Annotated in this window: 13 protein-coding genes; 11 read left to right on the top strand and 2 right to left on the bottom strand. The window is 63.6% G+C overall.

Annotation, left to right across the window (positions count from 1 at the left end; translation table 11 throughout):
- Positions 1–51: 51 nt before the first annotated feature.
- The gene (locus BXA07_RS03605; protein WP_244556171.1) at positions 52–285 is read right to left on the bottom strand and encodes a helix-turn-helix domain-containing protein; all 234 of its coding nucleotides are present in this window, start codon (positions 283–285) and stop codon (positions 52–54) included.
- 227 nt (positions 286–512) lie between these two features.
- On the opposite strand from BXA07_RS03605, the gene BXA07_RS03610 reads away from it, so the two are divergent.
- Genes BXA07_RS03610 through BXA07_RS03640 form a run of 7 tightly spaced genes read left to right on the top strand, consistent with a single transcriptional unit; the run spans position 513 to position 7,434 of the window.
- Positions 513–1,628: a porin gene (locus BXA07_RS03610; RefSeq protein WP_244556172.1), complete on the top strand. Its 1,116-nt coding sequence runs from the start codon at positions 513–515 to the stop codon at positions 1,626–1,628.
- A gap of 57 nt (positions 1,629–1,685) precedes the next feature.
- Positions 1,686–2,708 (top strand): ABC transporter substrate-binding protein, encoded by a 1,023-nt coding sequence (locus BXA07_RS03615; RefSeq protein ID WP_244556173.1) that lies wholly within the window; start codon positions 1,686–1,688, stop codon positions 2,706–2,708.
- Positions 2,709–2,729: 21 nt separating this feature from the next.
- Complete coding sequence (locus BXA07_RS03620) at positions 2,730–3,569, top strand: ABC transporter permease (RefSeq protein ID WP_076565722.1); 840 nt, start codon at positions 2,730–2,732, stop codon at positions 3,567–3,569.
- Positions 3,566–4,345 (top strand): ABC transporter permease, encoded by a 780-nt coding sequence (locus BXA07_RS03625; protein WP_034778814.1) that lies wholly within the window; start codon positions 3,566–3,568, stop codon positions 4,343–4,345. The genes BXA07_RS03620 and BXA07_RS03625 overlap by 4 nt, the downstream gene beginning before the upstream one ends.
- Positions 4,346–4,358: 13 nt before the next feature.
- A complete protein-coding gene (locus BXA07_RS03630) occupies positions 4,359–5,390 on the top strand; it encodes an ABC transporter ATP-binding protein (RefSeq protein ID WP_076565724.1) in 1,032 nt (343 codons plus the stop codon).
- An 18-nt stretch (positions 5,391–5,408) separates the two neighbouring features.
- The gene (locus BXA07_RS03635) at positions 5,409–6,353 is read left to right on the top strand and encodes a nucleoside hydrolase (RefSeq protein WP_244556174.1); all 945 of its coding nucleotides are present in this window, start codon (positions 5,409–5,411) and stop codon (positions 6,351–6,353) included.
- 25 nt (positions 6,354–6,378) lie between these two features.
- Complete coding sequence (locus tag BXA07_RS03640; protein WP_076565725.1) at positions 6,379–7,434, top strand: adenosine deaminase family protein; 1,056 nt, start codon at positions 6,379–6,381, stop codon at positions 7,432–7,434.
- A gap of 1 nt (position 7,435) precedes the next feature.
- Here BXA07_RS03640 and BXA07_RS03645 read toward each other — a convergent pair whose 3' ends face one another.
- On the bottom strand, positions 7,436–8,818 hold the full coding sequence (locus BXA07_RS03645; protein ID WP_076565727.1) for a short-chain fatty acyl-CoA regulator family protein: 1,383 nt from the start codon (positions 8,816–8,818) through the stop codon (positions 7,436–7,438).
- Positions 8,819–8,938: 120 nt separating this feature from the next.
- On the opposite strand from BXA07_RS03645, the gene BXA07_RS03650 reads away from it, so the two are divergent.
- The 4 genes from BXA07_RS03650 to BXA07_RS03665 are packed head-to-tail and all read left to right on the top strand — an operon-like array spanning position 8,939 to position 13,555.
- Positions 8,939–10,483 carry a CoA-acylating methylmalonate-semialdehyde dehydrogenase gene (locus tag BXA07_RS03650; protein WP_076565728.1) on the top strand — a complete coding sequence of 515 codons (1,545 nt, stop codon included), beginning with the start codon at positions 8,939–8,941 and terminating at the stop codon, positions 10,481–10,483.
- A gap of 9 nt (positions 10,484–10,492) precedes the next feature.
- Positions 10,493–11,653, top strand: a complete 1,161-nt coding sequence (locus tag BXA07_RS03655; protein ID WP_076565730.1) for an acyl-CoA dehydrogenase family protein — start codon at positions 10,493–10,495, stop codon at positions 11,651–11,653.
- Positions 11,650–12,435, top strand: coding sequence for an enoyl-CoA hydratase (locus BXA07_RS03660; protein ID WP_076565731.1), 786 nt, complete (start codon positions 11,650–11,652; stop codon positions 12,433–12,435). The genes BXA07_RS03655 and BXA07_RS03660 overlap by 4 nt, the downstream gene beginning before the upstream one ends.
- On the top strand, positions 12,428–13,555 hold the full coding sequence (locus BXA07_RS03665; protein WP_076565733.1) for an enoyl-CoA hydratase/isomerase family protein: 1,128 nt from the start codon (positions 12,428–12,430) through the stop codon (positions 13,553–13,555). Before BXA07_RS03660 ends, BXA07_RS03665 begins: the two co-directional genes overlap by 8 nt.
- Positions 13,556–13,571 lie beyond the last annotated feature (16 nt).

The following is a 13,571-nucleotide window of genomic DNA, read 5'->3' on the forward strand; positions in this document are numbered from 1 at the left end:
CCCTTCGGCTTAAAAACACGCCGCTTCCCAGCGGTGTGATGCCATCATCTTCTAATTCATTGCCGGGCTCAAGACGGTGCTGGATTTACGCTTACGTTCCAGCTGGTGGGTTGTGCGGTTAAACAACTTTTTTCCCAGCTGATTTTCCAGCAGCTTGATCGAGGCGCTGAGGGCCGGCTGGGTCACGCACAACTCCTGTGCAGCCTTGCTGAAGCTGTTTACCCGGGCTAGGGTGGAAAATGCTTGTAAATGTCGTAAGGAAATCTTCTTGCTCAGTTCATGCATGCGCGTTGTTTATCAAAAAAATTAATGGATTTATAAAAATAAACAAATTTTCTTATCCCGCAATTTACCATATTCTGGACTGGTCCTTACTTGTCTTGAAAGCAACAATTTTCAGAGAAGCGCTTGCCATGCGGCGCCGGCACACGCGGCAGCCAGCATGCAAGGGACGCAGGCAATCACAATAATTCCAAAAAACTCAGGGTGTATTCTTATTTAGGGTGGCGGCGATGAACAAATGGATGACGGGAACGGTGGTAGTGGGTGGCTTGCTGGCGGCGCAGGGCGCGGCGCAGGCGCAAAGCAGCGTGCAAGTGTATGGCTTGCTGTCGGCCGGCATCGGCTATGTCTCGGATGAGGGTAACGGCAGCCGCACGCATGCGCTGAGCGGCACGAACCAGAATCCCCGCATCGGCTTCCGCGGGCAGGAAGACCTGGGCGACGGCACCAAGGCCGTCTTCGTGCTGGAGAACGGTTTTAACGTGATGACGGGCACGGCCTCGCAAAGCGGGCGCCTGTTCGGCCGCCAGTCGTATGTGGGCCTGTCGAGCAACGACAAGGGCACGCTGACCCTGGGCCGCCAGTACGAAGCCGTCAAGGACCTGCTGGGCCCGGTGGTGATCGCCAGTAACGGCGTGCACATCGGCGACAACGACAATGGCTACAACAACTTGCGCGTGCAAAATGCCGTCAAGTACGTCAGCCCGAACATCAGCAACCTGTCGTTCACGGGCTTGTATGGTTTCAGCGAAAATCCGGCAGACTCGAACCGCAACCGCGTCTACAGCATGGGCGCCGGCTACAAGGTCGATGCCTTCAGCTGGGCCGTGGCCTATACCAAGATGGATCACCCGAACAGCCCCGATGCGCCGAATGGCGCCATCGGCAACGACTACGGCAGTTCCCTGTTGATCTTCAACAAGAGCGCCGTCAAGGGCGCCGGCGTGGACAGCCAGGCCATCGCCGGTACGGGAGGCTTTTATAATGTGGGCAGGACCAAGTTTGGCGCGCTGTACACCAACGTGCGCTACCACTACCTGGACCAAAGCAATCTGACCCTGCAAAACGTGGATCTGAACGTGAACCACAAGCTGACGGAAGCGCTGAACCTGGGCGCGTCGTATTTCTATACCACCGGTAAGTACGACGTGATCAACAAGACGCCGAAATGGCATCAGGTCAACTTCCAGGCCGATTACTTCCTGTCCAAGCGCACCGATGTCGCCATCACGTGGAGCTACCAGAAGGCGGCCGGCGATGCGACGTTCGCCCGCGTGTTCGGCTTTGGCGCCTCCGCCGGCAAGACGCAAAGCGTCCTGATCGTCGGCATGCGACATTATTTCTGATTCTGATTCATCTTTACAGGCGCTGTCCCGCAGCGCCGCCCCCTGAAAGGAAGCATCTTGAAAAAGCACCTCATGCTGGCGTTGAGCCTAGGCTTGCTGGCCAACGCCGCCCACGCGGAAAAACGCGAGCTGGTCATTTCGGCCTACCCGATTGCCCAGCCCCTGTTCATGAAGTATGTGTACGAGCCGTTCAAGGCCAAATGCGGTTGCGATATCAAGGTGGAAACGGGGAATAATGCGGACCGCATCGCCAAGCTGGTGGTGCACGCCAAGAACCCGGTGATCGACCTGGTGCTGCTGTCCGATTCCGGCATGCTGGAGGCGGCGCAGAAGGGCGTCATCCAGCCCATGGATTACTCCAAATTGAGCAATTACAAGGCCCTGTACGACGTGGCGAAAAACCCCATCGGCGGCAACTACGCCGTCGGCTACACGCTGTACTCGGTGGGCCTGGTGTACCGCAGCGACAAGATCGCCCCGCTGACGTCCTGGAAGGACCTGTGGCGCCCCGAACTGAAGGGCCGCGTCGCCTTCCCCGACGTGAGCACCACGCAGGGTCCCTTGATGCTGCGCATGGCCGATGCGGCCTGGGGCGGCAAGACGGACGACTACGCCACGGGCTTTGCCAAGATCGTCGGCATGAAGGGCAACGTCGTCACGTTCTCGAAGAACAGCGCGCAGCTGGCGGCATTGTTCGCGCAGGATGAAATCTGGGCCGCGCCCGTGGCGCGCTTCACGTGGTCGCAAATGCTCAAGACGGGCCTGCCCCTGAAGTGGAGCATCCCGGCCGAAGGCCAGGCGGCCGGCATGAACGTGATGGGCATCGTCGCCGGCTCGAAGAATGCGGACCTGGCCTACCAGCTGATGGATTTCTGGCTGTCCAAGGAAGTGCAGACGCAGCTGGCGACCAACCTGGTCGACTCGCCCGTCAACAAGGACGTGCGCCTGTCCGTGGCGGCCGCGCAATTCAATACCTATGGCCCCGACCAGATCAATTCGCTGAAATTCGTCAAGCCGGAAACCATCATCAAGCAACGCACGAACTGGATGACGCAGTGGAACAAGGCCATGAGCAAATAGTGGTGACGAGGAGAAAACACCATGTTTGCTGATCCAAAAAAGCGCCTGGGACTGCTGCTGGTCCTGCCCGCGCTGATCTTTATCGTCGTCTGCTTCCTGCTGCCCGTGCTGGCGCTGCTGGTCGACGCCTTCCGCGTCGGCGACGGCATGCAGTGGGGCGTTGACCGCTTCGTTGCATTCTTTTCGCAGGAATTCAACCGCACCATCTTCTGGCGCACCCTGCGCATCGCCGCGCTGGTGACGCTCGCTTCCGTCATCCTCGGCTACCCGGCCGCGCAAGCCGTGGCGCGCGTGTCGCCGAAGTGGCGCGGGCTGGTGGTGGGCATGATGATCCTGCCGCTGATGGTCTCGCCCATCGCGCGTACCTACGCCTGGATCGTGTTGCTGGGCCGCAACGGCGCCGTCAACGCGGCGCTCGTCAACATGGGCTTCACGGAAGAGCCGCTGCGTTTGCTGTTCAGCGAATTTGCCGTCTTTGTCGGCCTGCTGCAATTGCTGCTGCCCTTGATGCTGATGTCGCTGGCGGGCGCGCTGGAAAACCTGCCGCGCGACGTGGAACCGGCCGCGGCGACGTTGGGCGCCAATCCCTGGCAAGTATTCTGCAAGGTCACCCTGCCGCTGACGCAGGAAGGCCTGGTCGTCGGCGGCACCCTGGTGTTTACGGGCTGCGTGACGGCCTACGTGACGCCGGCCCTGCTGGGCGGCACCAAGGTGCTGATGCTGGAAACGCTGCTGTACCAGAAGGTCAGCGTGGAGAGCGACTTTGGCGCCGCCAACGTCATCGCCGTCATCCTCGTCTGCATGACTTTGCTGGTGAACGCCGGCCTTAAACGTATTTCCTCGAGCCGGAGTTCCGTATGAAAGAAAGCTTATTCTCGCGCGCCGTCCTGTGGCTCGTGTTCCTGTTCCTGCTGGGGCCCTTCGCCATCGTCGTGCTGGCCGGCTTTTCCGGCGGGGAAACCCTGGCCTTCCCGCCCGAGTCGTATTCGCTGCGCTGGATTATCGAAGTGTGGTCGGCGCCGGAGTTCCGCCGCGCCTTCCAGACCAGCCTGGAAATCGGCCTGATCGCCACCGTCATCGCGCTGTTGCTGGGCATACCCGTCGCGTATGCGTTTTCGCGCATGCCGCCGCCCGGCATCGGCGCCATCCGGCAAATCCTGACGTCGCCGCTGATCATTCCCGCCATCCTCGTCGGTCTGGGCTTGCTGCACCACCTGGTCTTGACCATCAACGCGCCCGTCTACGTGGGCCTGCTGATCGGCCATATCGCGCTCTTGATTCCGTATTCGGTGCGCGTCGTGTACGCCAGCCTGGTGAATCTGCGCGTGGATATCGAGGATGCGGCCATCACCCTGGGCGCGTCGCGCCTGCGTGCGTTTTTCATGATCGTGCTGCCGAATATCCGCAACGCCGTGATCGCCGCCTTCTTCCTCGCCTTCGTCACCTCGTTCAACCAGGTGCCCGTGTCGCTGTTCCTGACGGGGCCGGGCATCAGCACCTTGCCCATCGAGATGCTGGGGCATATGGAAAACAGTTTCGATCCGTCGATCGCGGCCCTGTCGACCTTGCTGGTCTTGTTCACCATGGCCTTCGTGATGGTGACCGAGAAGGTGCTGGGCATTTCTAAATACATGTAAGAGGCAATACACGATGAGTTATCTGGAACTGCACAAGCTGAACCTCGGCTACGCCAAGAACACGACGTCCGTGAAAGACCTGGACCTGCACGTCGAGCAGGGCGAACTGATCTCGCTGCTGGGCCCCAGCGGCTGCGGCAAGACCACCACCATGCGCGCGATCGCCGGCCTGATGCCGCTGCAGTCGGGCCGCATCGTGCTCGACGGCCGCGAAATCGGCAAGCTGGCGCCGAACAAGCGCAATATCGGCATGGTCTTCCAGTCGTATGCCCTGTTCCCTCACCTGAATGTATACGACAACATCGCTTTCGGCTTGCGCCTGCGCAAGGTTGCGCCAGCCCTGCTGAAAACGAAAGTGGAAGCCGTGATCGCCGCCGTGGGCCTGACGGGGTTCGAGACGCGCTTGCCGGCGCAGATGTCCGGCGGCCAGCAGCAGCGCGTAGCGCTGGCGCGCGCCATCGTCGTCGAGCCGGCCCTGCTGCTGTTGGATGAGCCGCTGTCGAACCTGGACGCCAAGCTGCGCGTGCAGATGCGCGCCGAGCTGCGCCGCATCCAGCGCGAACTGGGCATCACCATGCTGTACGTGACGCATGACCAGGAAGAAGCGCTGGCCCTGTCCGACCGCATCGTCGTCATGAACGGCGGGCGCATCGAGCAGCTGGCCGCGCCGGAAGCCGTGTTCAATACCCCGTCGACGCGTTTCGTCGCCAACTTCATGGGTTTCGAAAACCTGTTCGACTACCGCGACGGCGCGCTGCACCACGCGGGCGCCAGCCTGCCGTACACGTCCCCCGTTGCTGCCGGCACCACGGTGCTGGGCTGGCGTCCGGACAAGGTGCGCGTGTGTGCCGCCGACGACGCGGCCGCTCACTACCCGGGCACCGTGCTGGCACGGGGCTTTTTGGGCGACACCGTCGAATACCTGCTGCAAACGCCGCTGGGCCAGGTCAAGGGCATTTGCGCGGCCGGCGGCGCCGCCTGGCGCGAAGGCACGGCCGTCTCGTTCGTGCTGCCGTCCGACAGCGCCCTGTGCCTGGCAGCCTAACCTCGACTGGAAACCATCATGACCCAAGCCTTGAAAAAGATCTGGCTCGATACCGACCCCGGTTTCGACGACTGGCTGACGATGTTGCTGCTGGGCAGCAATCCGGACATCGAGTGGCTGGGCGTGAGCGTGGTGGCGGGCAATGCGCCCGTCGCCATCACCTACGACAATGCTCTGCGCATCAAGGCCCATGACGGCTTGACGGTGCCCATCTACCGCGGCTGCGAAGAGCCGCTTGCCGGCGTCATCGAAACGGCGCAGCGCATCCTCGGCGACAGCGGCATGCCGACGACGGGCGACATCCTGCCGCCTGGCGCCGCCAGTGATGCTCCCGGCCACGCCGTCGACGCGCTGATCGCCGCCGTGCGCAAGCATCCGGGCCAGATCACCGTCATGGCCATTGCGCCGATGACGAACCTGGCGACCGCCCTGAGCCGCGCGCCCGATATCGCCGAAAAAATCGTCGAAATCATCCTGATGGGCGGCTCCACCGACCAGGGCAACCACACGGCGGCGGCCGAATTCAATATCTATGCGGACCCGGAAGCGGCCGCCCAGGTGTTCAAATCCGGCATCCCGCTGCGCATGTTCGGCCTGAACCTGTGCCGCCAGCTGCTGGTGACGAATGCGCAAGTGCAGCAGCTGCGCGCCATCGGCACGCCGCGCGCGCAGCGTCTGGCCGGCTACCTGGAAGCGTATGTGCGCATCCGCAGTGACGACGGCTCCGTGCCCATGCCCATGTACGACCCCGTGGTAGCGCTGTATCTGGAAGCGCCGCAGCTGTTCCAGTTCCAGCCGGCTCACGTGGCCATCGAATTGACGGGCGAACTGACGCGCGGCATGACGGTGTGCGAGTTCCGCGTGCCGCGCCGCGCACCCATCAACGCGCAGGTGGCAATGCTGGCCGATGGCCCCGCCGCCATCGAGCGCCTGATGCGCCGCCTGGCCGCCATTCTCGTCTGACCCACTTCACTACGAAACGAGCTTCATGTCTAATTCCCCCCTGAGCATCGAACAGTTTTTACGCGCCATGCCGAAAGTGGAGCTGCATTGCCACCTGTTCGGCACGGTGCGCCAGGCGACTTTTCGCGCACTGGCCGCCAAGACGGGCAATGTCGTCACCCCCGAGGAAATCGACGCGTTCTATACGCGCGGCGACAAGCCCGTGGGCGTGCTGCGCGTGCTGCGCGCGCTCGACGCGCACCTGATCGTCACGCCGACGGACCTGTATTGCCTCGCCTACGAATACCTGGAAGATGCGCATGGCCACGGCGTGCGCTACGCGGAGTTCTTCTGGAATCCGACCGGCACCGTGCGCGTGTCGGGCATCCGCTATGAGGCGGCGCAAGACGCCATCGTGGCCGCCATCCGCGACGCGCAGCGCGATTTTGGCGTGATCGGCCGCTTGATCCCCAGCATCGACCGCGAAGCGGCTCCCGCGGAAGCCGTGCAGATGGTGGAATGGATGAAGGCCTACCGCGCGCCGGAAGTGATCGGCATCGGCATCGACTACCGCGAAAACGACCGTCCGCCGGAACTGTTCATCGAGGCCTACCGCGCCGCGCGCGAAGCCGGCTTCAAATGCACGGCGCACGCGGGCGAATTCGGCATGCCGTGGATGAACGTGGCGACGGCGATAGACGAATTGCAGGTGGACCGGGTCGATCACGGCTACACCATTGTTGATAATCCTCAATTGGCGCAGCGCTGCGTGGAGCGGGGCCTGGTATTTACCGTGGTGCCCACCAATTCATATTATCTGCGTACCCTGGCGCCCGAACGCTGGGCGCTCGACCACCCGATCCGCGCCATGGCCAAGCTGGGCCTGAAACTGCATCCGAACACGGACGACCCGACCCTGCACCACGTGACGCCGACGGGCGCCTGGATGATGATGCGCGAATTCGGCTTCGGCCTCGACGACATGCGCGGCTTCATGTTGAATGGCCTCGACGCGGCCTGGATAGCCGAGTCCACGCGGCGCGACTGGCGCGCGCAATTTGCGCGCGAATTTGACGCGCTGCGGGCAAGAGTCGTCGAGTAAATCAGGCTGACGCCGGTGGAGGTGCCAGCAGCGACGGAAACGCCCGCTGCGGGCAGCTCTGGCGCTCGCACACCTTGCAGCCCGTGCCGATGGGCGTGGCGCTGCTGGGATCGTGCAAATCGAGTCCCTTCGAATAGATCAGCCTGTGCGCCTGCGAGATGTCGCAGCCCAGCGCCACGGCAAACGTCTTGCCGGGCGCCCGGAATCCCGGCGAGGCCGTGCTGACCTGGCGCGCGATCCACAGATAGGTGCAGCCGTCGGGCATGCTGGCCACTTGCGTGAGCACCTGGCCCGGATGGCTGAAGGCGTCGTAGACGATCCACAGGGGGCAAGTGCCGCCCACCCGTGAAAAGTGAAAGTCCGTGGCCGACTGGCGCTTCGAGACATTGCCCGCGCGGTCGACGCGCACGAAGAAGAACGGCAGCCCCGCCGCATCGGGGCGCTGCATGGTGCTCAAACGGTGGCACACGGCCTCGAAACCCACGCCGAACTGGTGCGCCAGGCGTTCGATATCGTAGGCGCGCGTTTCCGCCGCCTGTAAAAAACGCTGGTAGGGCATCAAGAGGGCGCCCGCGAAATAATTCGAGAAGGCCAGGCGCGCGCCCGTCTGCGCGGCCGCGCCGGACAACCCCGCCGCCAGCACCAGGGCGTCGATGAGGTCGCTATGTTCGAGCAGGCTGATCTGCGCCGCCATCTGGAAGGCGCGCTGGCCGCCCGTCAGGGTGTCGGGCAAAAACAGGATGTGTTGTTGCGCATCAAAGCGGTGCTTGCGCACCATGCCCGCGTCGCCATCGGACAGCCGCACCTGGATGCCGTGGCGCTCCAGCAAGCGGCCCTGCAGCGCGTCGAGCGTGCGCAGGGCCGGATCGAATTCGCCCGCCACCCTTTCGGCCGCCCGGTCCAGCTCATCGATGTAGTTTTGCCGCCGGTTCAGGTATTCGCGCACTTCCTCGTCCGTGGACGGCGCCGCCGAGCTGGCGCCGCGGCTGCCATCGTCGAGGCGCGCGGCCAGGGTATCGGCCCGTTCCGCCATCACGCGGTAGCGCCGCTGCAAGAGCAAGATCGAACGCGCCAGTTCCGGCATGTTTTCCACCAGCATTTTCAATTCCGCCATCGAGGTGGGCGGCGCGTCGGGCAATTCGCCGAACACGTCGCGCACGTCGGCCACCAGGCTGGCGCTGTCGTGTTCGGAAAAGATTTGCGGATCGACTCCGAGCACACTGCCGATGCGCAGCAGGATCGGCACCGTCAGCGGGCGCTGGTTGCGCTCCATCTGGTTCAGGTAGCTGGGCGAGATGCCCAGGGCCTTGGCCAGCGCCACCTGCGTCATGCGCCGTTCTTCGCGCAGCCGCTGCAGGCGCACGCCCATGAAAACCTTTGCCATCGCGTTTCCTCTTCCCCGGTTTGTGGAGTCTGCAAATTTACAATCTTTGCAGATTAACAGATTCGTCTTTGCATTATCTCGCATTTTCACGCCTTGTTTGCAGGCTGGATTGTGCGAATAATGCAAACAGACCATACCCCAACGAGGAGACACCGAGTGACCACGCAAACCGCAATTCCGACCGTTCCACTGTTGATCAACGGCGAGTGGGTCGAATCCCGCACCACCGTCTGGCGCGACGTCGTCAACCCTGCCACGCAGGAAGTCCTGGCCAAGGTACCGTTCGCTACACCTGATGAAGTCAACGCGGCCATCGCCTCGGCCCAGCGCGCCTTCAAAACCTGGCGCAAGACGCCGATCGGCGCCCGTGCCCGCATCTTTTTGAAACTGCAACAGCTGATCCGCGAAAACATGGCCGACCTGGCCGCCACCCTGACGATGGAACAGGGCAAGACCCTGCTCGACGCGGAAGGCGACGTGTTCCGTGGCCTGGAAGTGGTCGAGCATGCGGCCAACATCGGCACCCTGCAGATGGGCGAATTTGCGCAGAACGTGGCCGGCGGTGTCGATACCTACAGCGTGCTGCAGCCGCTGGGCGTGTGCGTCGGCATTACCCCGTTCAACTTCCCCGCCATGATCCCCCTGTGGATGTTCCCGATGGCGATTGCCTGTGGCAATACGTTTGTCTTGAAACCATCGGAGCAAGACCCGCTCGTGACGGAAAAACTCGTGCGCCTGGCCTTGCAGGCGGGTATCCCGGCCGGCGTGCTGAACGTCATTCACGGCGGCGAAGACGTGGTCAACGCCCTGTGCGACCACCCGGACATCAAGGCGATCTCGTTTGTCGGCTCCAGCAAGGTGGGCACGCATGTGTACCAGCGCGCCAGCCTGAACGGCAAGCGCGCGCAATGCATGATGGGCGCCAAGAACCACGCCGTCGTCTTGCCTGACGCAAATAAAGAACAGACCCTGAATCAGCTGCTGGGCGCCGGCTTCGGCGCGGCCGGCCAGCGCTGCATGGCTGCATCGGTGGCCGTGCTGGTGGGCGAAGCGCGCGAGTGGCTGCCGGAACTGGCCGCCAAGGCGCAAACCCTGACGGTCGGCGCGGGCAAGGACAATCCGGACCTCGGTCCCGTCATTTCCTGCGCGGCGAAAGAGCGCGTGCATAGCCTCGTCGCCAAGGGCATCGAACAGGGCGCCGTGCTGACCCTCGATGGCCGCGACGTGAAGGTCGATGGCTATCCGAACGGCAACTTCGTCGGGCCGACGATCTTGTCCGGCGTCAAACCCGGCATGGTCGTGTATGACCAGGAAATCTTTGGCCCCGTCCTGATCGTCGTCGAAGTCGACACCCTGGACGAAGCCATTGAACTCGTCAACGCGAATCCGAACGGCAACGGCACGGCCCTGTTCACGCAAAGCGGCGCCGCCGCGCGCTATTTCCAGGAAGAAATCGACGTGGGCCAGGTGGGCATCAACGTGCCGATTCCCGTGCCCGTTCCCCTGTTCAGCTTTACGGGCTCGCGCGGCTCCAAGCTGGGCGACCTGGGTCCGTTCGGCAAGCAGGTCGTGCTGTTCTACACGCAGACGCAGACGATCACCCAGCGCTGGTTCACGGATGCAGCGTCGGTGGGCAAGGTCAACACCACCATCAGCCTCAAGTAAGGAGCTGCCATGGACTTTGAATTGAGCGACGAGCAGCGCGAGTTCCAGCAGGCGGCGCGCGCGTTTGCCGAAGGCGAACTGGCGCCGCACGCGGCGCATTGGGATGCGGAATCGATCTTCCCGGTGGAAACCATCGCCAAGGCGGGCGAGATGGGCTTTTGCGGCCTGTACACGCCGCAGCGCTGGGGCGGCCTGGGCCTGTCGCGCCAGGACGCGGCCATCGTCTTCGAGGAACTGGCCGGCGGCTGCACCTCGACCACGGCTTACATCACCATCCACAACATGGCTACCTGGATGCTGTCGCGCTGGGGGCAGGAAGCCCTGTGCGACGAGTGGGTGCCGGCCCTGGCCGCCGGCCAGAAGCTGGCTAGCTATTGCCTGACGGAACCGCAATCGGGTTCCGACGCGGCATCGTTGCGCACCAAGGCCGTCAAGGATGGCGACTTTTATGTGCTGGACGGCACGAAAGCGTTTATCTCGGGCGCGGGGCAGACGGACATGCTGATCGTCATGGCGAGAACCGGCGGCGAGGGCGCGGCCGGCATTTCCGCCTTTGCCGTGCCGGCGAATTTGCCCGGCATCGTGTACGGCAAGAAAGAAGAGAAGATGGGCTGGAACAGCCAGCCCACGCGCATCATCAGCTTCGACCAGGTGAAAGTGCCTGTTGGTAACTTGCTGGGCGCGGAAGGCGAAGGCTTTACGATTGCCATGAAGGGCATCGACGGCGGGCGCATCAATATCGCCGTGTGCTCGGTGGGCACGGCGCAGGCGGCCCTGACGCGCGCGCAAACGTACATGAAGGAGCGCACGCAGTTCGGCCGCGAACTGGCCCAGTTCCAGGCCCTGCAATTCAAGCTGGCCGACATGCTGACGGAGCTGGTGGCGGCGCGCCAGATGGTGCGCCTGGCGGCCTGGAAACTCGACCAGGAAAGCCCGGACGCGACGGCGTATTGCGCCATGGCCAAACGTTTCGCCACGGATGTGGGTTTTAATGTGGCCAACGATGCGCTGCAGTTGCACGGCGGCTATGGCTACATCCGCGAGTACCCGCTCGAGCGCCACGTGCGCGACACGCGGGTACACCAGATCCTGGAAGGGACGAATGAAATCATGCGCCTGATCGTCGCGCGAGCGATCTTGAAAGACGGCGCCACGGAGACCTTACGATGACTAAAGTGTATACCAATCTTCTGCTGGAACGCCGTGGCCACACGGCCCTGGTGACTCTCGACAACCCGCCCGCCCACACGTGGACCCTGGCCAGCCTGAACGCGCTGAAAGAACTGGTGGCCGACCTGAACGCGGACGCCGACGTGTACGCTCTCGTGATCACGGGTGGCGGTGCCAAGTTTTTCTCGGCCGGCGCCGACCTGAACGTGTTTGCCGACGGCAACAAGGACACGGCGTTCGCCATGGCCGCCGCCTTTGGCGAAGCCTTCGAGGCGCTGTCCGCATTCCGCGGCGTCAGCATCGCCGCCATCAACGGCTATGCCATGGGCGGCGGGCTCGAATGCGCGCTCGCTTGCGATATCCGCATCGCCGAGGAACATGCGCAGATGGCCTTGCCGGAAGCCTCCGTCGGCCTGCTGCCATGTGCGGGCGGCACGCAGCACTTGCCGTGGCTGGTGGGCGAAGGCTGGGCCAAGCGCATGATTTTATGCGGCGAACGCGTCGATGCGGCCAAGGCCCTGGCCATCGGCCTCGTCGAGGAAGTCGTGCCAACCGGCAAGGCTGCCGCCACGGCGCTGGCCCTGGCCGCCAAGGTGGCGCGCCAGAGCCCCAGCAGCGTGACGGCGTGCAAGACCCTGATCCAGGGCGCGCGCAGCCGTCCCCTCGTCAATTCCCTGCCGGACGAACGCACCCTGTTCCTGGGCTTGTTCGATACGCAAGACCAGAAAGAGGGCGTGCAGGCGTTCCTGGAAAAACGTGTGGCGGAGTGGAAGAATGGTTGAGCCTTTGCTTGAAACCGTGAAAATCGAGGAGCGCGACTGTCCTGGCGGCATGAAGCTGGGCGTCATCACCCTCGACGCGCCCAAATCCCTGCACGCGCTGACCCTGGACATGATACGCGCCATCGACGGCGCCCTGGTGCGCTGGGCCGCTGACGCTGCCATCGCCTGCGTGGTGCTGCAGTCGTCGACGGACAAGGCCTTTTGTGCGGGCGGCGACGTGCGCAGCCTGCGCACGGCCATCGTCGAGCAGCCCGGCATCGTGCCGAATCCGCAGGCGCTGGCCTTTTTTGCCGAAGAGTACCGGCTCGACCACCGCATCCATACGTATGCGAAACCGTTGCTGGTGTGGGGCGGCGGCATCGTCATGGGCGGCGGCCTGGGCCTGATGGCGGGCGCCAGCCACCGCGTCGTGACGGAAAGCACGCGCATCGCCATGCCGGAAATCACGATCGGCCTGTTCCCCGACGTGGGCGGCAGCTGGTTCCTGGGCCGCATGCCGGGACGCAGCGGCCTGTTCCTCGGCTTGACGGGTGCGCCGCTGAACGCGGCCGACGCCCTGTTTACGGGCCTGGGCGACTATTTCCTGCGCCAGGAAGAGCGCGCCATGGTGCTCGATGCGCTGGCGCTGGCGCAATGGCAAGCCAGTCCGCAGGCGAATCAACAGCAGCTGAGCCGCTTGCTGCGCGGTTTCTCGGCCCCGCCATCGATGCTGCCCGTCTCCGAAGTGCGCGCCAATTTCGACGCCATCGCCGCGCTGACGCAAGCGCCCACCTTGGCCGAAGTGGTGGCTGCCATCGCCGCGTATGACGGCGATTCGGCCTGGTTGCAAAAGGCGGCCCACTCGCTGGACAAGGGCGCGCCCAGCTCGGCCGCCCTCGTGTGGGCCATGCGCGAGCGTACGCGCCACATGAGTCTGGCGCAAGTGTTCCAGCTGGAACTCATTGTCGCCGTGCAATGTTGCGCCCATGGCGATTTCCGGGAGGGCGTGCGCGCCTTGCTGATCGACAAGGACAACGCGCCGCAATGGCAGCCGGCCAGCCTGGCCGACGTCGGCGCAGCGTATCTCAATGAATATTTCACGGCGCCATGGGATAGCCATCCTTTGCGCGACCTGCATTAAAAGAACAACAGGAGAC

It is taken from the genome of Janthinobacterium sp. TND4EL3 (assembly GCF_900156175.1).
In the GTDB taxonomy this organism is placed as follows: domain Bacteria; phylum Pseudomonadota; class Gammaproteobacteria; order Burkholderiales; family Burkholderiaceae_D; genus Janthinobacterium.

Coding starts and splice junctions, on each gene's coding strand:
- BXA07_RS03625 (WP_034778814.1), top strand. CDS start 3,566: ATGAAAGAAAGCTTATTCTCGCGCGCCGTCCTGTGGCTCGTGTTCCTG.
- BXA07_RS03665 (WP_076565733.1), top strand. CDS start 12,428: ATGGTTGAGCCTTTGCTTGAAACCGTGAAAATCGAGGAGCGCGACTGT.
- BXA07_RS03630 (WP_076565724.1), top strand. CDS start 4,359: ATGAGTTATCTGGAACTGCACAAGCTGAACCTCGGCTACGCCAAGAAC.
- BXA07_RS03660 (WP_076565731.1), top strand. CDS start 11,650: ATGACTAAAGTGTATACCAATCTTCTGCTGGAACGCCGTGGCCACACG.
- BXA07_RS03645 (WP_076565727.1), bottom strand. CDS start 8,818: ATGGCAAAGGTTTTCATGGGCGTGCGCCTGCAGCGGCTGCGCGAAGAA.
- BXA07_RS03605 (WP_244556171.1), bottom strand. CDS start 285: ATGCATGAACTGAGCAAGAAGATTTCCTTACGACATTTACAAGCATTT.
- BXA07_RS03620 (WP_076565722.1), top strand. CDS start 2,730: ATGTTTGCTGATCCAAAAAAGCGCCTGGGACTGCTGCTGGTCCTGCCC.
- BXA07_RS03640 (WP_076565725.1), top strand. CDS start 6,379: ATGTCTAATTCCCCCCTGAGCATCGAACAGTTTTTACGCGCCATGCCG.
- BXA07_RS03655 (WP_076565730.1), top strand. CDS start 10,493: ATGGACTTTGAATTGAGCGACGAGCAGCGCGAGTTCCAGCAGGCGGCG.
- BXA07_RS03635 (WP_244556174.1), top strand. CDS start 5,409: ATGACCCAAGCCTTGAAAAAGATCTGGCTCGATACCGACCCCGGTTTC.
- BXA07_RS03650 (WP_076565728.1), top strand. CDS start 8,939: ATGCAAACAGACCATACCCCAACGAGGAGACACCGAGTGACCACGCAA.
- BXA07_RS03610 (WP_244556172.1), top strand. CDS start 513: ATGAACAAATGGATGACGGGAACGGTGGTAGTGGGTGGCTTGCTGGCG.